Source organism: Stutzerimonas azotifigens, from assembly GCF_013522725.1.
Taxonomy (GTDB): Bacteria; Pseudomonadota; Gammaproteobacteria; order Pseudomonadales; family Pseudomonadaceae; genus Stutzerimonas; species Stutzerimonas azotifigens_A.
Genome location: NZ_JAAMRF010000001.1, coordinates 492,796 through 510,934, shown reverse-complemented (window position 1 = coordinate 510,934; position 18,139 = coordinate 492,796). Strand labels below are relative to the sequence as shown.

Here is an 18,139-nt window from a genome sequence, read left to right as displayed (position 1 = left end):
GCGGCGCGCAGTGTGCGCAGCTCGCGCCATCGGGTCCAGTGCCGGGGAACACCGCCCTGTTAGGCAGCCGTGACCCGCGCTCGACAAGCGGGCACGCCGGGATACGGCTCGGTACGGCGCTCGGACACGGGCGCGACCGGCTCGGCGGCATGGAACCCCGGGCTCGCCAATCAATCTAGTAAGCACGCCCTCAGAGGTGGCGACCCATGGACGCGTTCTTCACATCGCTCTCCCGCCGGCTCAACGACGCCGCGCACCCGTTACGGGCGGTCACTCCGCGTATCGATCAGTGCACCTGCGGCCAGCCGATCTACTTCCGCAACAGCGTCTGCCTGGTCTGCAAATCCGCCCTCGGCTACGTACCCGAGCGCGGCATGCTCGCCACGCTGCGGCCTGCCTCGGACGCCGAGACATGGCGGCTTGCCGACGATCCGCAGTCCCCGCTGTATCGGCGCTGCGCGAACCTGAACAGCGCGGCCGGCTGCAATTGGCTGTTGCCAGCCGGCAGCCACGACACCCTGTGCCTGGCCTGTCGCCTCACCCGGGTCATCCCCGACCTCTCGGTCGAAGGCAACGACCTGCGCTGGCGCAAACTCGAAGCGGCCAAGCGTCGTCTCGTCGCGCAGCTGCTCGACCTCGGCCTGCCCGTGGTTCCCAAGCTGGAAAACGAACGGGACGGCCTCGCCTTCGAGTTTCTCGGCACCGACATGAGCGGCAATCAGCCGATGACCGGCCATGCCAGTGGCGTGATCACCCTGAACATCGACGAGGCCGACGATGCCCGGCGCGAGGAAGTCCGGGTGCAGATGCACGAGCCCTATCGAACGTTGCTCGGACATTTCCGTCATGAGGTCGGCCACTACTACTGGGACCGCCTGATCGCCGATGGCGAATGGCTCGATCCCTTTCGCCAGCTGTTCGGCGACGAACGCGAGGACTACGGCCAGGCCTTGCAGCGCCATTACGCCGAAGGCCCGACGCCTGGCTGGCAGACCAGCTACATCAGCGCCTACGCCACCATGCATCCCTGGGAAGACTGGGCCGAAACCTGGGCCCATTACCTGCACATGATGGATACCCTCGATACCGCACTGAATTTCGGCATGCGCGCCGCCCCGGGTGCGCTGGATCTGGTGCCCTTCACCCGGACGGCCCTGTACGACCAGAACGATCCGGAAAGCGATGCCTTCCTGAACTTCATCAATGCCTGGATCGAGCTGGCGGCAATGCTCAACGAACTGGCTCGCAGCATGGGCCAGCCGGACCTCTATCCCTTCGTCCTCCCGGCGGCCGCCATCGGCAAGCTGCATTTCGTACACCGGGTGGTCCAGGCTGGACGCCTGGCCCAGGAGCATTGACATCGAAGGCAATAATCTGCGGATCATGCTGGACAGCCAGGAGCCACCCTGGCCATTCCAGCGACCGGTGAACATTCATAGGACGGCTGTTGTGCTGCTAAAGTGACCAGTCGCTCCCCTGCGGCCATCCGGGCTCGCTAGTCCCGCGGGCCGCGCAGCGACGACGACAGGATTACGATGACCGACCTGGACGACCCGCGCCGCCGTATCCGCTTGCTCGAGGATCAGCTGGCGAAGCTCAAAGCGGCGAATCAAGGCGAAGTGAACCGGCTGCTGGCGGCCAGCGAGGAGCGTTACCGTACGCTCTTCAAAGCCATCGACTCGGGGTTCTGCATCGTCGAGATGCGCTTCGACGATGCGTTGCGGGCGATCGATTATCGCATCGTCGAGGGCAACCCCGCGTTCGAACGCATGACCGGCCTGTTCGATGCCAACGGCAAATGGGTCAGCGAAATCGCCCCGGACCTCGAGCGCCACTGGTTCGATCTCTATGGCCGCGTCGCGCTGACCGGTGAGCCGGTGCGCTTCGAAAACGCGGCCGAGGCCTTCGGCCGCTGGTACGACGTCCAGGCGCTGCGCATCGGCGAGCCGTCGGAGCGGCGCGTGGCGATCCTGTTCAATGACATTTCCGAGCGCCGGCAGGCCGAACTGGCGTTGGCCCGTAGCGAGGAACACTGGCGCAGCCTGTTCGAGAACCTCAGCGAGGGCTTCATTCTCGGTCAGCTACTGCGCGACGAGGTCGGCAATCCGGTCGACTGGCGCTACCTGGACATCAACCCGGCCTGGGCCAGGATGACCGGCATCAGCGCCGCAGACGCTACCGGCAAAACGGTGCGCGAAGTTTTCCCCGGTATCGAACAGGAATGGATCAGCGAAACGGCCCAAGTGGTTGCGTCCGGAAACTCTGCCACGTTTACCCGGCAGATCGGCGCGCTTGGCCGCTGGTATGAAGGGCGCGCGCATCGCGTCGATGCGCATCGGGTCGACGAGGAGCGTTTCGCTATCATCTTTCGCGACGTGACGGAGAGTCGAAAAGCCGAGGTGCGCCGCAACGGCCTGCTCGAGCTCAGCGATCAGCTGCGCAACATGCGCGACCCGACCGAAATGTCCTACGTTGCCGCCGAAGTGCTGGGCAGGACCTTGGGGGTCGACCAGGCAGGCTATTGCATGCTCGACCTGGATACCGAAACCGCGCTGCTTGAGCGCGACTGGACTGCACCGAACGTGCCTAGAAGCACGGGCGGGTACCGGATGCGGGACTTCGGCTCCTTCATGGACGATCTCGGTCGAGGCGAAACCGTGGCCATCACCGATATCCGGATCGACCCACGTACGCGGACACATGCCGAGGTCCTTGATGGCCTCTCGGTACGCGCGCTGCTCAACGTGCCCGTCGTCGAACAGGGCCGCACCGTCGCCTTCATCTTCGCCAATTGTTCCTGGCCCAGAGCCTGGGATGACGAGGAAGTGGCCTTTGCCCGTGAGGTCGTCGAGCGTACCCGAGGCGCCATCGAACGCCGCCGCGCCGAAGACAATCTGCGAGAGCTCAACGCGCGGCTCGAGAGCCTGGTCGCCGAACGCACCGCCGAACTGTTGAAGTCCGAAGAGCTGCTGCGCCAATCGCAGAAAATGGAAGCGGTCGGGCAACTCACCGGGGGGCTGGCACATGACTTCAACAACCTGCTCTCGGGTATCAGCGGGAGCCTTGAGCTATTGTCCAAGCGCCTTCAGCAAGGGCGCCTGAACGACCTCCCACGCTATCTGGACGCAGCTCAGGGCGCGAGCCGACGGGCCGCCGCCCTCACCCACCGACTCCTGGCCTTTTCCCGTCGCCAGACCCTCGACCCCAGGCCCACCGATGTCAATTGCCTGGTGGACAGCATGGAAGACCTGGTACGGCGCACCATGGGACCCGAAGTCGTGATCGAGGTGATCCGCGCGCCCGGTCTCTGGTCGACGTTGGTCGACTCCAATCAGCTGGAAAACACGCTGTTGAACTTATGCATCAACGCCCGCGACGCCATGCCCAGCGGCGGCAAGCTGACCGTGGAAACCGCCAATCGCTGGCTGGACACCGACGCTGCCCGTGAGCTGGACGTGCCGGCCGGGCGCTACGTGTCGCTGTCGGTGACCGACACCGGCAGCGGCATGCCGCCAGAGGTGCTGAGCAAGGCGTTCGATCCGTTCTTCACCACCAAGCCGCTGGGCATGGGAACAGGCCTTGGGCTGTCGATGATCTACGGCTTCGCCCGGCAATCGGGCGGGCAGGTGGTGATCCGTTCCCGCCTCGATGAAGGCACGCAGGTCAGCGTGTTGTTACCTCGCCACTTCCAGCAGGCCGGCACCGCCGAGCACGCCCCCATGCACGGCGAGCCGCCCCGGGCTGTCGCCGGCCAGACCGTACTGGTAGTCGATGACGAGCCGACCATCCGCATGCTGGTCTGCGAAATTCTGGAGGAACTGGGCTACGCCGCGATCGAGGCCGAAGACGGCGCCTCCGGTCTGAAGGTTCTGCAATCGGACCAACGCATCGACCTGCTGGTCTCGGACGTCGGCCTGCCCGGCGGCATGAATGGCCGGCAGATGGCCGATGCCGCCCGTGTCGGGCGCCCGGATCTGAAGGTCCTGTTCATCACCGGTTACGCCGAAACCGCCGCCGCGATCGGCAGCACCCACCTGGAAACCGGCATGTACGTGATGACCAAGCCCTTCGACATCGAAGCGCTGGCCGTTCGGATCAAGGAACTGATCGGCGACTGACCCCAGCTCAGGGTCGGGCGCCGAAGCTCCGTTCGACCAGCGTCCAGCCGCGTACCTGCTCATGAATGCTGAGTCCCAATCCTGGCCGTTGCGGCACGATCATGGTGCCGTCGCGGATCTCCAGGCGCTCGTTGAATGCCGGCTCCAGCCATTCGAAGTGCTCGACCCAGGTGTCGTGCTCGTAGGCCGCCGCCAGGTGCAGATGGATCTCCATGACGAAGTGCGGCGCCATGGTCATGCCGCGTATTTCGGCCAGCGTGGCCGCCTTGAGAAACGGCGTGATGCCGCCGATACGCGGCGCATCGTGCATCAACACGTCCATCGCCGCATTTTCGATGAAGGCATGGACATCGGCGCTGCTGGTGAGCATCTCGCCGGTGCCCACCGGCGTGTCGAGCTGGGCGGCCAATGCCGCATGGCCCGCCATGTCGTGGGCGTCCAGCGGTTCCTCGATCCACTCCAGGGCGTAGGACTCCAGCGCGCGCCCCATGCGCAGGGCCGTGGTGCGATCCCATTGCTGGTTGACGTCGACCATCAGCGGCACCGCATCGCCCAGATGCTTGCGCAGCGCCTCGACGCGCTGCAGATCGACACGTCGGTCGGGATGGCCGACCTTCATCTTGATGCCCCCAATGCCACGCGCCCGCGACTGGGTGGCCTTGTCCAGTACCTCTTCGATCGAGGCCTGCAGATAACCGCCGGAGGTGTTGTAGCAGCGCACGGCATCACGCCGGGCACCGAGCAGCTTGGACAGCGGAAGCCCGGCACGTCGCGCCTTGAGATCCCAGAGCGCCGTGTCGAGGGCGGCGATTGCCTGCACCGCTACGCCGCTGCGGCCGACCGAGGCGCCGGCCCACAGCAGTTTGCTCCAGAGTCGGGAAATGTCGTTGGGGTCCTCATCCAGCAGCAACGGCACCATCTCGCAGGCATGCTCGAACTGGGCCCGCGCGCCAGCGCGCAGTGTGTAGCTGAAGCCCATCCCGGCGTGCCCCTGGGCCGTTTCGAGTTCGGCGAACAGCAGTGCGACCGAAGCCAGGGGACGTTGTTTGCCGGTGAGTACCTTGGCGTCGCTGACCGGCGCCGCGAGGGGCAGATCGACCGAACGCAGCCTGATCCAGACGATTCGATCGCCCTGTGTTTCGGTGCTGGATGCGTGCATACCATCCTCCCGTGTGCAGAGTGAAGCCTGAGGGAGCGGTCTCGACCGCGAAAGGGCATGCGCACGAGCGACCAGACATCGGGTGTCGCTGGCTTTAACAGCTCGCGGTCGAGACTAGAGACTAGGCGTCCCGACCACTCCCACGGGGTATCGAGGCCACCGCAGACTCGCAGTGGCCGAGAGAGGCGTTATTGCGCGCCCTGCTTCTGGACCAGCGCGGCCAGGCGCTCGTACTCGTCGGGCTTGAGGTCGGTCAGCGGCGCGCGAACCGGGCCGGCGTCGTAGCCTGCGATCTTCGCACCCGCCTTGACGATGCTCACCGCATAGCCCTTGCACTGGTTGCGGATGTCCAGGTACGGCAGGAAGAAGTCGTCGATCAGCTTGCCCACCGTCTCGTGGTCGTCGCGGGCAATGGCGTGGTAGAAGTCCATCGCCGTCTTCGGGATGAAGTTGAACACCGCCGAGGAATACACCGGCACGCCCAGCGCCTTGTAGGCCGCAGCGTAGACTTCGGCAGTCGGCAGACCACCCAGGTAGCTGAAGCGATCGCCCAGACGACGGCGGATCGAGACCATCAGTTCGATGTCGCCCAGGCCGTCCTTGTAGCCGATCAGGTTCGGGCAGCGCTCGGCCAGTTGCTCGAGCAGCTCAGGCGTCAGCCGGCAGACGTTGCGGTTGTAGACCACCACGCCGATCTTCACCGCCTTGCACACCTGCTCCACATGGGCGGCCACGCCTTCCTGGCTCGCTTCGGTCAGGTAATGCGGCAGCAGCAGCAAGCCCTTGGCGCCTAGGCGCTCGGCTTCCTGGGCGTATTCGATCGCCAGGCGGGTCGGGCCACCGACGCCGGCGAGGATCGGTACCTGGCCGGCGCAGGTGTCCACCGCCGTCTTGATGATGTCCGGGTACTCGCTCGGGGCCAGCGAGAAGAACTCGCCCGTACCGCCCGCCGCGAACAGCGCAGTCGCGCCATAGGGCGCCAGCCACTCGAGACGCTTGGCGTAGCTCGCGCGGTTGAAGTCGCCCTGGGCATCGAAATCGGTAATCGGGAAGGACAGCAGGCCGGACGAAAGGACGGACTTCAGCTCTTGTGGATTCATGGAGGGTCACCTTGAAAGGGTCTTATTGTTGGGTGCGCAAAATCGTTGCGTGGCTTGTTATAGGTCATCGTACAACTACATGCAAGTCACCCAAGCCACTCTGGGTCGTCACTCCGCCGTTCCGATGTCGACGTTAGTGCAATGGGCAAGCCTGACCGGGCTGGATAAGGTAACCCGCGAACCTGTTGCCCCGAGCCTTGTCTGATCACGCTAAGCCGCGTTCTAAAGCGCCGGAGCCGATAGACACGCAACGAATCCGGAAACTGGCGAGCAATGCCTGCCAGCCGGCGGGTTGACAAAGACAAGACAGCTGCAAAATAATCGAACCTCGTCATACGACGACCGATGACACTAACAAAAATAAGCGACGGGCCTATCCGACCATGACAAGCACGACCTTCTCCTATACGCCCTTCAACCGCATCCTGCTGACTGGCGCCGCAGGAGGTCTGGGCAAGGTGTTGCGCGAAAGCCTGCGTCCTTACGCCTCTATCATCCGCCTGTCCGACATCGCACCCATGGCACCGGCCGAAGGCAGCCATGAGGAAGTGGTGCAGTGCGATCTCTCTGACAAGGCAGCCGTGCATACCCTCTGCGAAGACGTGGATGCTATCTGTCACTTCGGCGGTGTGTCGGTCGAGCGCCCCTTCGAAGAGATTCTCGAAGCGAATATCCGCGGCATCTTCCATATCTACGAAGCCGCACGCCGCCACGGCATCAAGCGGGTGATCTTCGCCAGCTCCAACCATGTGGTCGGCTTCTACAAGCAGACCGAGAAGATCGACGCCAGCGCCCCCCGCCGCCCGGACAGCTACTACGGCCTGTCCAAGTCCTACGGCGAGGACATGGCCAGCTTCTACTTCGATCGCTACGGCATCGAGACCGTCAGCATCCGCATCGGCTCCTCCTTCCCCGAGCCGCAGAACCTGCGGATGATGTCGACCTACCTCAGCTACCGCGACCTGACCAATCTCATCGGCCGCTCGCTGTTCACGCCCGAGGTGGGTCACACCGTGGTCTACGGCATGTCGAACAACCGCGACGTGTGGTGGGACAACCATATGGCCGCGCACCTGGGCTACGAGCCCCAGGATAGCTCTGAAGAATTTCGCGCCAAGATCGACGCCCAGCCGCCATATGCCCCCAACGATCCGGCGGGCATCTACCACGGCGGCGCATTCGTAGAGGCGGGCCCGTTCGAAGACTGACCTGACCCAACGCCGAACCGCGAACAACAACAAAGAGAATCGCAATGGCCAGCCAAGCAGAACTCATCTTAGACGCGCAGAACGCCACCGGCGAAAGCCCGGTCTGGGTGGCAGCGGAACAGGCGCTCTACTGGGTCGACATCCCCAATCGTCAGCTCCTGCGCTGGACGGCCGCCGATAACCAGGTCACGCGCTGGACCGGCGAACAGATGATCGCCTGCATTGCCCGCCGCAGCGGCCAGGGCAACCGCTGGGTCGCAGGCATGGAAAGCGGCGTGTTCGACGTCGTCCCGCAGGATGACGGCACTCTGGCCGCCAGCCCCGTCGCCTCGGTTGAGCATGCCCAGGGCGGCATGCGCTTCAACGACGGGCGCTGCGACCGCCAAGGACGTTTCTGGGCCGGCACCATGGTCATGGACATGGGCGCCGGGGTAGCGGCCGGCGCGCTCTATCGAATCGACGGTGCCTCGGACGACGACACCCTCTCCGCGCAACTGAGCGGCTTCATCGTGCCCAACGGCCTGGGCTTCAGCCCCGACGGCCGCACCCTGTATCTCTCCGATTCGCACCCCAGCGTGCAGAAGATATGGGCTTTCGATTACGACACCGACAGCGGCACGCCGAGCAATCGCCGGCTGTTCGTCGACATGAACGAGCACCCTGGCCGGCCGGACGGCGCCGCGGTGGATGCCGACGGCTGCTACTGGATCTGCGGCAACGATGCCGGGCTCGTCCATCGCTTCACGCCGGACGGCCGCCTCGACCGCTCCCTCGCCGTGCCGGTCAAGAAGCCGGCCATGTGCGCCTTCGGCGGCAGCCGCCTCGACACCCTCTTCGTCACTTCCATCCGGCCCGGTGGCGATCTTTCCGATCAGCCGCTGGCGGGCGGCGTGTTCGCCCTCCACCCGGGCGTCACCGGACTGGAGGAACCTTTTTTCCGCTGACCCGTGTTCCAACCGAGGCAGGGCTGTTCCGGCCGCTACCTTGATGCTCGCAACGCTGCACACCAAACAACAACAAGATGGAGATTCACATGAACTTCAAACGCAAGTTGCTCCTTGCCGCCCTCCCCTTCGCCTTCTGCCTGTCCGGGCTGGCACAGGCCGACATGACCCTGAAGATCGCCGAGATCCACCCGGCCGGCTATCCGACGGTCGTTTCCCAGGAAAACATGGGTAAGGCCATCGAAAAGGCGACCAACGGCGAGCTCAAATTCCGAATGTTCTCCGGCGGCGTGCTCGGCTCCGAAAAGGAAGTGGTCGAGCAGGTACAGATCGGCGCAGTGCAGATGACCCGCGTCAGCCTCGGCACACTCGGCCCCGTGGTCCCGGACGTGAACGTGTTCAACATGCCGTTCGTGTTCCGCGATCACGACCACATGCGCAAGGTTATCGACGGTGAAATCGGCCAAGAGATCCTCGACAAGATCACCAACTCCGAATTCAACATGGTCGGCCTGGCGTGGATGGATGGCGGGGTACGTAACCTCTACACCAAGAAGCCGGTGCGCAGCCTCGAAGACCTCAAGGGCATGAAGATCCGCGTGATCGGCAACCCGATGTTCATCGAGACATTCAACGCCCTGGGCGCCAACGGCATCGCCATGGACACCGGCGAAATCTTCAGCGCCTTGCAGACCGGCGTGATCGACGGCGCCGAGAACAACCCGCCGACCATGCTCGAGCACAACCACTTCCGTAATGCCAAGTACTACACGCTGACCGGGCATTTGATCCTTCCCGAGCCGATCGTGATCTCCAAGGCGACCTGGAACAAGCTCACCCCCGAGCAGCAGGAGATCGTCAAGAAGTACGCCAAGGAAGCCCAGTTCGAAGAACGCCGGCTGTGGGACGAAAAATCGGCGGCAAGCGAGACGAAGCTCAAGGAAGCCGGTGTCGAGTTCATCGAAGTCGACAAGAAGCCCTTCTTCGACGCCACCGCGCCGATTCGTGAAAAGTACGGCGCGCCTTACGCCGAGCTGATCAAGCGGATCGAAGCGGTCGAGTAAAAAAACTCTGAAGAACCCCGCGGCGGTCAGCATGAGCTGGTCGCCGCGCTCGCGGTGAAGTCTCATGAAAAACACGATTCTGCGCATCAACGACGTGATCTACATGGCCTGTATCTGGGTCGCCGGGCTATCGGTCGCGGTCATGTCCCTGATCATTCCCTGGGGCATCTTTGCGCGTTACGTCCTTGGTTCCGGGGCCGGCTGGCCCGAACCGGTGGCGATTCTGCTGATGGTCCTGTTCACCTTCATCGGGGCAGCGGCGAGCTATCGCGCCTGCGCCCACATGGCCGTGAGCATGTGTACCGATCGACTGCCTGCCTCGATGCAGGGCGCGGTCACCGTGCTGGTTCAGATACTGATGGCGATCATCTGCCTGTTCATGGTCATCTGGGGCACCAAGCTGTGCATGGCGATGTGGAACCAGTTCATGAGCACACTGCCGACGCTGCGCGTGGGCATCACCTACTCACCCATTCCGATCGGGGGCTTTCTGACCCTGATCTTCATTCTCGAAAGACTCTTTCTCGGAGACCAGAGCCAACGCCGCGCGGTCAATTTCGAGCTGGTGGAAGACAGCAAGGAGGCCGTGTAAATGGACGCTCTCATTCTGCTCGGCAGTTTCGCCGTACTGATCATGGTGCGCATGCCGGTGGCGTATGCGCTGGGCCTGTCGGCCCTTATCGGCGCCTGGTACATCGACATCCCCTTCGATGCGGTGATGATCCAGATCGCCGGCGGCATCAACAAATTCTCGCTGCTGGCCATTCCCTTCTTCGTGCTGGCCGGCGCGATCATGGCCGAGGGCGGCATGTCCCGCCGTCTGGTGGCCTTCGCCGGGGTGCTGGTCGGATTCGTCCGCGGCGGCCTGTCGCTGGTCAATATCATGGCCTCGACCTTCTTCGGTGCCATTTCCGGCTCGTCCCTGGCCGATACTGCGTCGGTGGGTTCGGTGCTGATTCCGGAGATGGAGAAGAAAGGCTACCCGCGCGAGTTCTCCACCGCGGTCACCGTCAGCGGCTCGGTACAAGCCCTGCTCACCCCGCCCAGCCATAATTCGGTGCTCTATTCGCTGGCCGCTGGCGGCACGGTATCGATCGCCTCGCTGTTCGTCGCCGGCATCGGCCCGGGCCTGCTGCTCAGCGCGGTGATGATGACCCTGTGTCTGATCTTCGCCAAGAAACGCAATTACCCCAAGGGCGAGGTCATTCCGCTCAAGCAGGCACTGAAGATCTGCGTCGAGGCCATGTGGGGCCTGATGACCATGGTGATTATCCTCGGCGGGATTCTGTCGGGCATTTTCACCGCGACCGAGTCAGCCGCCATCGCGGTGGTCTGGGCTTTCTTCGTGACCATGTTCATCTACCGCGACTACAAGTGGCGTGACCTGCCCAAGCTGATGCACCGCACAGTGCGCACGCTGTCGATCGTGATGATCCTGATCGCCTTCGCCGCCAGCTTCGGCTACATCATGACGCTAATGCAGATCCCCTCGAAGATCACCACCGCGTTCCTGACCTTGTCGGACAACCGCTACGTGATCCTCATGTGCATCAACTTCATGCTGCTGGCACTGGGCACGCTGATGGACATGGCGCCGCTGATCCTGATCCTCACGCCCATCCTGATGCCCGTGATCACCGGCATCGGCGTCGACCCGGTACACTTCGGCATGATCATGCTGGTGAATCTGGGTATCGGGCTGATTACCCCGCCGGTGGGTGCTGTGCTCTTCGTGGGCGCGGCGATCGGCAAGGTGAGCATCGAAAGCACCGTCAAGGCGCTGCTGCCCTTCTACGCCGCGCTGTTCATGGTACTGATGGCCGTCACCTACATTCCGGCCATCTCGCTGTGGCTGCCCAACCTGGTGCTGTAACGCGCTGAGCCGCACGTAGGCCCCACCTCCCCGCTCCCGCTTGTTCACGCAGGCGGGAGCGGTGCGCTTTACCCCATGTCAAAGCTTCGATTTTTCAGTCAAAAAGCAGGTTCCATGACGCTGCCCACTCCTTTTCCTCGTCACATCGCCGTTCTCGTTCTGCTCTGCCTGGGCTGTTCCTTCGCCGGCAACCACGTCGCCGCACGGGTCGCCTTCGATAGCGGCGCCGGTGTCCTGCTAGCCATTCTTTGCCGTTCGGGCGGTACCTTGCTGGTGCTCACTGCGCTGGTGATCTGGCAACGCCAGCCGTTGCGACTGCCTCCTGGCACCGGACGGTGGCAATTGCTGCTGGGCCTGCTGATCGCGATCCAGAGTCTGTGTCTCTATTCGGCCGTGGCACGGATTCCGGTGGCGCTGGCGTTGCTGGTGGCCAACGTGTTTCCGATCCTGTTGGCGCTGCTCACCTGGGCGCTGGGTGGGCCGCGCCCCACCGCGCGCGCCTCGTTGATCATGGGTCTGATTCTGGTGGGCCTGGCCTTCGCCCTGGATGTTCCGTCGCGTCTGGGCGACGGCGCGCCGGTTGGCGACGACTGGGCGCTGGGCATCGGACTGGCGTTCTGCGGCGCCAGCGTCTTCGCCTGCGCCCTGTGGATCACCGATCACAAGCTGTCCACGCTACGCGGCTCGGTACGCAGCATGCTGACCATGGCGATCGTCTTCTCCAGCGCCAGCGTGGCCGGGTACAGCGGACTGTTGCCCGGCGGGCTCGACCTGCCCGGCAGCGACTCCGGCTGGTTGGCGCTGTGTCTGCTGGTGGTGCTCTACGGCGCCGCGTTCATCACGCTGTTCGTCTGCGTGCCGCGACTGGACATGGCACGCAACGCCCCGGTGATGAACATCGAGCCAGTGGCGACGCTGCTGATGGGCTGGGTGGTGCTGGGCCAGATGCTCAGCCCGATCCAGATGTTCGGCGGGCTGATTGTCGTCATCGGGATCGTCATCCTGACCTCGCGCAAGGCTTGAGGATGATGATCGATCGCGGACAGGCCACACCGCGAATAGGCCGCTGAGCCTCGCGGCAGTCGCTAACTCACGCAAGGCCCATTTCGGGCCTGTCTTTACTCGCTCTCCGCCTCTGCCTCTTCATGGGCCTGACGCAGGCGTTCGCGGCTGTTGGTCAGGTGCAGGCGCATGGCGGCACGCGCGGCATCGGAATCCTGACGAGCGATGGCGCTGTAGATCTCTTCATGTTCGCGGCTCAGACGGCCGAGGTAGTGCTGCTGGTCATCGTGCACCAGCCGCGCCGAGTTGAGCCGCGCACGCGGAATGATCGCGGTGCCCAGGTGCTTCATGATGTCGGTGAAGTAGCGGTTGTCGGTGGCTTCGGCGATCTGCTGATGAAACTGGAAATCGGAAACCACGGCATCGCTCGAATGCGCCACGCTGTCGTTGAGCGTATCGAGGAACTTGCGCATCTCGGTGAGCTGTTCGGGGGTGCGCCGCTGCGCCGCCAGCCCGGCGGACTCCACCTCCAGGCTGATGCGCAGTTCGAGGATCGACAGCACGTCGCGCAGGGTGACGATGGTTGCCGGATCGATGCGCAGGCCCGTGGTGCTGGGCGTATCCAACACGAAGGTGCCGATGCCGTGGCGTGTTTCCACGAGTCCGGAGGCCTGCAACCGGGAGATCGCCTCGCGCACCACGGTGCGGCTGACGCCCTGCGCCTGCATGATCGCCGACTCGGTCGGCAGCTTCTCGCCGCGCTTGATGTGGCCGTCGCGTATCTGCTGCGAAAGCTCAATGACCAGCTCCTGAGCCAGGCTGCGGTGCTTGCGGCGCACTCTTGGCTGCGGTGGGCTCGAGTTGTCCATATCGGCGGCGGTTCCGGAAGAAGGAAAGTCTGGCATCTTATCCCATCCAGTTGTACGACAACATCCCTCTGGATGTTGTCGAGCGTATCGACAGCGTGACCGGCTCGTCAGGGCTGCAGTGTCGCCTGATGGTCGTTGGCCTGGCGCCAGGCCAACTCGTTGGTGATGGTTGCGAGCGGCGCCAGCATGCCGAAGTCGAACGGGGTCATGGCCACGCCCCGCTCGACGCGAAGTGGCCAGTCATGATTGGCCAGCGCGGCCTTGCCAACCGCTACCAGATCTGCCTCGCCACGCTCGATCAACCCCTGCGCCTGCTCGCCCGTGGCAATCCCGCCATTGCCTATGACCGGTACCGCGGCGCTCGCCTTGGCCAGGGCGCAGAGGCTGGGGCCTTCGCCAAAGGCAGGTGCGCTAGCGTCAGGCTCGCTGATGTGCAGGTAGTCGAGCCCGGCATTGGCCAGGGTCGCCAGACGAATCTTGGCTTCCTCGACACCGCCGTCCCACTTGAGCTGGCTGTTGGTCACCATCGCCTGGGACAGACGCAGCCCGACCACGAAGTCCTCGCCCACGGCCTTGCGCACCTCACGGATGACCGTCAACGGCAGGCTCAGGCGCGCCTTGAAGTCACCGCCCCAGCGATCGCTGCGCTGGTTGAATTCGACACTCATGAATTCGTGCAACAGGTAGCCGTTGGCACCATGCAACTCGACGCCGTCGAAACCGGCATCGCGCGCATGGATCGCCGCCTGGGCGAAGCCTGCGATTGCCTGCTGGATTTCCTCCTCGGTCATCTCGGCCGGTACCGCGTAAGGCCCTTCACCACCGTAGAAGCTCAGTTGGGTGCCGGCTGGCTGCACGGCCGAAGGCGCGACGCGGCGTGCGTGGTGAAGATTGCCCTGGGTCTGGCCGCCAGCATGCATCAGCTGCGCGATAAAGGCGGCGCCGGCGTTGTGCACCGCCTCCACGGTCAGTTTCCAGCTGTCGCGATGGGCCTCGGTGGCCAGCCCCGGCTGGTTGAAATAGCCCTGGCTGTATTCCGTATCGGTGTAGATGCCCTCGCTGATCAACAGGCTGAAGCCACCCTTGGCGAAGGCGCTGTAGTAGCTGAGCATCAGGTCGTTGGCACGGCCTTCGGGCTCGGCGCTGACCCGAGTCATGGGTGCCAGCACGGCGCGGTTGCGCAACCTGAGGTGCTTGAGTTCGAAGGGGGCGAGCAAAGGGTGCATGGGAATCCTCGTCTGGTACGCGGCGGGCGTGTCTAGTGTCTGAGGCCGAGGTCGCCGATGAGTTCGCCCGTCGAGGCTAAAGTCCAAGCGCCCCACGCCGTGGCGGACGCTAGACTCGACGCTTTGCCATGCCGAGCACCCAATGCCTGCCACGCGCATCCTGCTGCTGACCACCCTGGCCATGCTGGCCTTCACCGGCAACTCGCTGCTCTGCCGGATCGCCCTGCGCGACACCGCCATCGACGCCTCCAGCTTCACCGCCGTGCGCCTGGTCTCCGGCGCGCTGGTACTGTGGGCGCTGGTCCGCCTGCGCGCCCGGCAGCCGCTGGGGGGCAGCTGGCCGGGGGCACTGTCGCTGTTCGTCTATGCCGCCGGCTTTTCCTTCGCCTACCGGGAGCTTGCCGCCGGAACCGGCGCGTTGCTGCTGTTCGGTGCCGTTCAGCTGTGCATGCTGTCGATCGGCTGGCTGCGCGGGGAGCGGCTGACCGGCCTGCAAAGCCTGGGATTGCTGCTGGCGCTGGCGGGAATGATCACCCTCCTGCTACCGGGCGCCAGCGCACCGCCACTGGGCGCCGCCTTGCTGATGGTGCTCGCCGGGGCGGGATGGGGCATCTATTCGCTGCTCGGACGCGGCGCCGGCGACCCGCTGTCCGCCACGGCGGGCAACTTCGTCCGGGCTATTCCACTGGCCCTGGTGCTTGCACTGGTACTGCTGCCAACGCTGCGCTGGGACATGCCCGGTCTAGTCTACGCCGTGCTTTCCGGCGCCCTCACCTCCGGCCTCGGCTACGCCATCTGGTACAGCGCCCTGCCCGGACTCGGTGCCCTGCAGGCCGCCACCGTACAGCTCAGCGTGCCGGTACTCACCGCCCTGGCCGGCAGCCTGCTGCTGGCCGAAGCGCTGACACTGCGGCTGCTGCTGGCCGCGATTGCCGTGCTCGGCGGCATCGCCTTGGTACTGCAGGTACGCCGCACCGCTAGCCGCTAGCTTGCCACCGCCGCCGGCGGCTCTCGGCACCCGATTGCCGTAGTCAGAAGTCGTAGGTCAGGGTCGCCATGACGTTGCGCGCCTCGCCGTAGTAGCACTGGTTGAGGCTGTTACAGGCCGCCACGTATTTCTCGTCGGTCAGGTTGTTCAGGTTCAGCCGCACCCCGAGGCCGTCCAGACCGACACGGGACAGGTCGTAGCCGAGCATGGCGTCGAACAGGGTGTAGGACGGAATGCGCAGGGTGTTCTCCGCATCCGCCCAGCTCTTGCCGAAATAGCGCGCGCCGGCACCGATCTGCAGGCCTGCCAAAGGACCGTTGGACAAGGTGTAGTCACCCCACAGCGAGGCCATGTTGCGCGCGACCGCATTGGGCGTGTTGCCGCGGTTGTTCACGCCGGCCGTCCCCACGTAGTCCTTGCTGTACTCCACATCCAGGTAGGTGTAGCTCGCCAGCACGTTGAGGTCCCGAACCGGACTGACGCGCGCCTCCAGCTCGACGCCGCGGGAGGTGATCTCGCCCACCGAGCGGAAGAAGCTTTCGTTGGAATCCTTGCTCGACAGGTTCGACTGCTTCAGGTCGAACAGCGAGAGGGTGTACAGGTCGTCCGTTCCGAGCGGCTGATATTTGAGGCCCACCTCCACCTGCTCGCCTTCGGTCGGATCGAGCAGTGTGATGTCATAGGCGCTGCCGTCGAAGTTGTAGGCACCGGTGGCGTTGGGGTTGAACGATTCCGAATAGCTGACATACGGCGACAGCCCGTTATCGAACGCGTAGAGCACACCGACCCGGCCGGTGAACTGCTCCAGCTTGGAGCGATCGGACTGATCGCCGTAGAGCGACTCCGTCTGCCTGAACGAGACATCCACCCAGTCTTGCCGCACGCCGAGCGAGAACCGCCAGTTTTGCAGGCTGATCAGGTCCTGCAGGTACAGGCCGGTCTGCTCCAGCTCGCGCGATTCGTCGTACTGGTGGTAGAACGCCAGGTTGCCGGGGTTGGCGACACCGGTGTAGGGGTTGATGCTGCCGACGCCCGTTGCGGCGTCGTAGTTGACCTTGGCCTTGCGCCGCTGATAGTCCAGGCCGGTGACCAGCGTATGGCTCAGGGCACCGGTATCGAAAAGGAACTGGAGCTGATTATCCAGCGTCCAGGCGTGCAGCACCTCATCGGCGCCGGTGTGATAGCGATCCAGCTCGTCGGCGGTGAGATAACCGTACTGGTAGACCTGACCGGACTCGACCGTCGAATCCAGGTACTGGAAATTCTGCCGCGCGGACACCACGTCGTTGAAGCGGTGCTCGAGCTGGTAGCCGATCATCTGCTGGGCGCGCTCGAACTTCTCGTAGGCCTCATCGCCCTCGAAGAAGCTGCGCGAGATGCGCCGGCCATTGTGGGAGGTGACGGTGCCGTCGGCCGGCAGGCCGCCGTGATAGCCGCTTTCCGGGTCACGCTGGAGCATCGCCAGCAAGGTCAGTCGGGTGTCTTCGCCAAGGTTGACGGCCAACGAAGGCATCAGTGCGTAACGCTTTTCCTCGACGCCGTCGACCTGGTTGTCGGCGTCCTTGACGACCCCGACCAACCGATAGGCCAGGCGCTGCTCCTCATCCAGTGGGCCGGTGAAGTCGAAAGCGGCCTGCTTGTAATCGTCGCTGCCATAGGAAAGCTGAAGCTGGCGACGGGTCTCGTACTGCGGCTTCTTGGTGGTCATCGCCACCAGCCCACCCGGCAGGCTGCGGCCATAGAGCACCGAAGACGGGCCCTTGAGCACGTCGATCCGCTCGATGAAATAAGGGTCGACCTGAAGGCTGCTATAGGTCCCGCTGTCGCCGAGCAGCTTCTGTCCGTCGAGGTAGAGGTTGTCCACCGAGCCGTCCGTGATCCCCCGCATGGCCACGTAGTCGTAGCGGGTCGTCGCGCCGTACGGCGTGCTCATCAGGCCGGGCGTGTAGCGCAGCGCCTGGGCGACAGTGCGCGAACCCTGGTCATCCATCTGCTGGCGGGTGACGACCGAGACCGTCTGTGAGGTTTCGGCCAGGGGCATGCTGGTCTTGGTGGCCACGCTGCTATGGGTCGCGTTGTAGCCGTCCATCTCGCCCAGGGCATTGCCCAGGGCGAACCCCTGCACGACCATCGGTTCCAGTTCGGCTGCCGCCTGCGCCGCAGACGTCGGCGCCGGCCTCAGGGAATAGTTGCCCTGCCCGTCTCGCGTGGCCTGCAGGCCGGAGCCCCGCAACAAGGCGGCAAAACCTTCATCGATGCCGTACTGGCCGCTCAGCCCGGGCGACTGCAACCCGCGGACCAGCTCGCCATTGACCGACAGCAGCACGCCGGCCTCGCCGGCGAACCGGCTCAGCGCCCCCGAGAGAGACCCGGCGGGAATCTCGTAGCTGCGCTGCGCCTGGCGGATCTGGTTCGGCTCGGCCGCGACGGCAAGCGAAGGGGGCAGCGCAGCCAAAGGCAGGGCCAGCAATGCGGCGCGGACGGCCAAGGCGAGGGAGCGCTGTCTGATGGGGTTGAATGGCTTACGGGCGTTACGCATGGCGAATCCTTCTGTTTCCATGGGCGGGTGCGAAGACCTTTGCGCCTAT

The 18,139-nt window shown here is 64.4% G+C and carries 14 protein-coding genes; 9 read left to right on the top strand and 5 right to left on the bottom strand.

Translation table 11 applies throughout. The annotated features are described in order from the left end of the window. The first annotated feature begins 206 nt into the window (after positions 1–206). Together G7026_RS02405 and G7026_RS02400 are read left to right on the top strand one after the other, a co-directional pair. Entirely contained in the window at positions 207–1,358 is a 1,152-nt protein-coding gene (locus G7026_RS02405) for a zinc-binding metallopeptidase family protein (RefSeq protein WP_181069045.1), read from the top strand. Positions 1,359–1,535: 177 nt separating this feature from the next. Then, positions 1,536–4,118, top strand: coding sequence for an ATP-binding protein (locus tag G7026_RS02400; RefSeq protein WP_181069042.1), 2,583 nt, complete (start codon positions 1,536–1,538; stop codon positions 4,116–4,118). A 7-nt stretch (positions 4,119–4,125) separates the two neighbouring features. On the opposite strand, the gene G7026_RS02395 is transcribed toward G7026_RS02400, so the two are convergent. Beyond that, positions 4,126–5,277, bottom strand: coding sequence for an L-talarate/galactarate dehydratase (locus G7026_RS02395; RefSeq protein ID WP_181069040.1), 1,152 nt, complete (start codon positions 5,275–5,277; stop codon positions 4,126–4,128). A 188-nt stretch (positions 5,278–5,465) separates the two neighbouring features. Beyond that, a complete protein-coding gene (gene kdgD / locus G7026_RS02390; RefSeq protein ID WP_181069039.1) occupies positions 5,466–6,377 on the bottom strand; it encodes a 5-dehydro-4-deoxyglucarate dehydratase in 912 nt (303 codons plus the stop codon). 383 nt (positions 6,378–6,760) lie between these two features. Between kdgD and G7026_RS02385 the strand changes: the two genes are divergently transcribed. From G7026_RS02385 to G7026_RS02360, 6 genes are all read left to right on the top strand, one after another. After that, positions 6,761–7,585, top strand: a complete 825-nt coding sequence (locus G7026_RS02385) for an NAD-dependent epimerase/dehydratase family protein (protein WP_181069038.1) — start codon at positions 6,761–6,763, stop codon at positions 7,583–7,585. Between the two features lie 44 nt (positions 7,586–7,629). Further along, positions 7,630–8,529 (top strand): SMP-30/gluconolactonase/LRE family protein, encoded by a 900-nt coding sequence (locus G7026_RS02380; RefSeq protein ID WP_181069037.1) that lies wholly within the window; start codon positions 7,630–7,632, stop codon positions 8,527–8,529. A gap of 89 nt (positions 8,530–8,618) precedes the next feature. Then, positions 8,619–9,593 carry a TRAP transporter substrate-binding protein gene (locus tag G7026_RS02375; protein WP_181069036.1) on the top strand — a complete coding sequence of 325 codons (975 nt, stop codon included), beginning with the start codon at positions 8,619–8,621 and terminating at the stop codon, positions 9,591–9,593. 64 nt (positions 9,594–9,657) lie between these two features. Then, complete coding sequence (locus G7026_RS02370) at positions 9,658–10,185, top strand: TRAP transporter small permease (RefSeq protein WP_181069035.1); 528 nt, start codon at positions 9,658–9,660, stop codon at positions 10,183–10,185. Beyond that, a complete protein-coding gene (locus tag G7026_RS02365) occupies positions 10,186–11,466 on the top strand; it encodes a TRAP transporter large permease (protein WP_181069034.1) in 1,281 nt (426 codons plus the stop codon). A gap of 114 nt (positions 11,467–11,580) precedes the next feature. Next, positions 11,581–12,489, top strand: coding sequence for an EamA family transporter (locus G7026_RS02360; protein ID WP_181069033.1), 909 nt, complete (start codon positions 11,581–11,583; stop codon positions 12,487–12,489). 95 nt (positions 12,490–12,584) lie between these two features. Here the strand turns inward: G7026_RS02360 and G7026_RS02355 are convergent, their stop codons facing one another. Together G7026_RS02355 and G7026_RS02350 are read right to left on the bottom strand one after the other, a co-directional pair. After that, a complete protein-coding gene (locus tag G7026_RS02355) occupies positions 12,585–13,337 on the bottom strand; it encodes a FadR/GntR family transcriptional regulator (RefSeq protein ID WP_181069239.1) in 753 nt (250 codons plus the stop codon). Positions 13,338–13,444: 107 nt separating this feature from the next. Further along, positions 13,445–14,563, bottom strand: coding sequence for an oxidoreductase (locus G7026_RS02350; protein WP_181069032.1), 1,119 nt, complete (start codon positions 14,561–14,563; stop codon positions 13,445–13,447). A 142-nt stretch (positions 14,564–14,705) separates the two neighbouring features. Between G7026_RS02350 and G7026_RS02345 the strand changes: the two genes are divergently transcribed. After that, complete coding sequence (locus tag G7026_RS02345) at positions 14,706–15,551, top strand: DMT family transporter (RefSeq protein WP_181069031.1); 846 nt, start codon at positions 14,706–14,708, stop codon at positions 15,549–15,551. 43 nt (positions 15,552–15,594) lie between these two features. On the opposite strand, the gene G7026_RS02340 is transcribed toward G7026_RS02345, so the two are convergent. After that, positions 15,595–18,090: a TonB-dependent siderophore receptor gene (locus tag G7026_RS02340; RefSeq protein ID WP_181069030.1), complete on the bottom strand. Its 2,496-nt coding sequence runs from the start codon at positions 18,088–18,090 to the stop codon at positions 15,595–15,597. Positions 18,091–18,139 lie beyond the last annotated feature (49 nt).

What these genes read in the sequence shown, in the direction of transcription:
- G7026_RS02395 (WP_181069040.1), bottom strand. Translation starts at nt 5,277, where the DNA reads ATGCACGCATCCAGCACCGAAACACAGGGCGATCGAATCGTCTGGATC.
- kdgD (WP_181069039.1), bottom strand. Translation starts at nt 6,377, where the DNA reads ATGAATCCACAAGAGCTGAAGTCCGTCCTTTCGTCCGGCCTGCTGTCC.
- G7026_RS02405 (WP_181069045.1), top strand. Translation starts at nt 207, where the DNA reads ATGGACGCGTTCTTCACATCGCTCTCCCGCCGGCTCAACGACGCCGCG.
- G7026_RS02370 (WP_181069035.1), top strand. Translation starts at nt 9,658, where the DNA reads ATGAAAAACACGATTCTGCGCATCAACGACGTGATCTACATGGCCTGT.
- G7026_RS02380 (WP_181069037.1), top strand. Translation starts at nt 7,630, where the DNA reads ATGGCCAGCCAAGCAGAACTCATCTTAGACGCGCAGAACGCCACCGGC.
- G7026_RS02355 (WP_181069239.1), bottom strand. Translation starts at nt 13,337, where the DNA reads ATGGACAACTCGAGCCCACCGCAGCCAAGAGTGCGCCGCAAGCACCGC.
- G7026_RS02365 (WP_181069034.1), top strand. Translation starts at nt 10,186, where the DNA reads ATGGACGCTCTCATTCTGCTCGGCAGTTTCGCCGTACTGATCATGGTG.
- G7026_RS02340 (WP_181069030.1), bottom strand. Translation starts at nt 18,090, where the DNA reads ATGCGTAACGCCCGTAAGCCATTCAACCCCATCAGACAGCGCTCCCTC.
- G7026_RS02350 (WP_181069032.1), bottom strand. Translation starts at nt 14,563, where the DNA reads ATGCACCCTTTGCTCGCCCCCTTCGAACTCAAGCACCTCAGGTTGCGC.
- G7026_RS02360 (WP_181069033.1), top strand. Translation starts at nt 11,581, where the DNA reads ATGACGCTGCCCACTCCTTTTCCTCGTCACATCGCCGTTCTCGTTCTG.
- G7026_RS02385 (WP_181069038.1), top strand. Translation starts at nt 6,761, where the DNA reads ATGACAAGCACGACCTTCTCCTATACGCCCTTCAACCGCATCCTGCTG.
- G7026_RS02375 (WP_181069036.1), top strand. Translation starts at nt 8,619, where the DNA reads ATGAACTTCAAACGCAAGTTGCTCCTTGCCGCCCTCCCCTTCGCCTTC.
- G7026_RS02345 (WP_181069031.1), top strand. Translation starts at nt 14,706, where the DNA reads ATGCCTGCCACGCGCATCCTGCTGCTGACCACCCTGGCCATGCTGGCC.
- G7026_RS02400 (WP_181069042.1), top strand. Translation starts at nt 1,536, where the DNA reads ATGACCGACCTGGACGACCCGCGCCGCCGTATCCGCTTGCTCGAGGAT.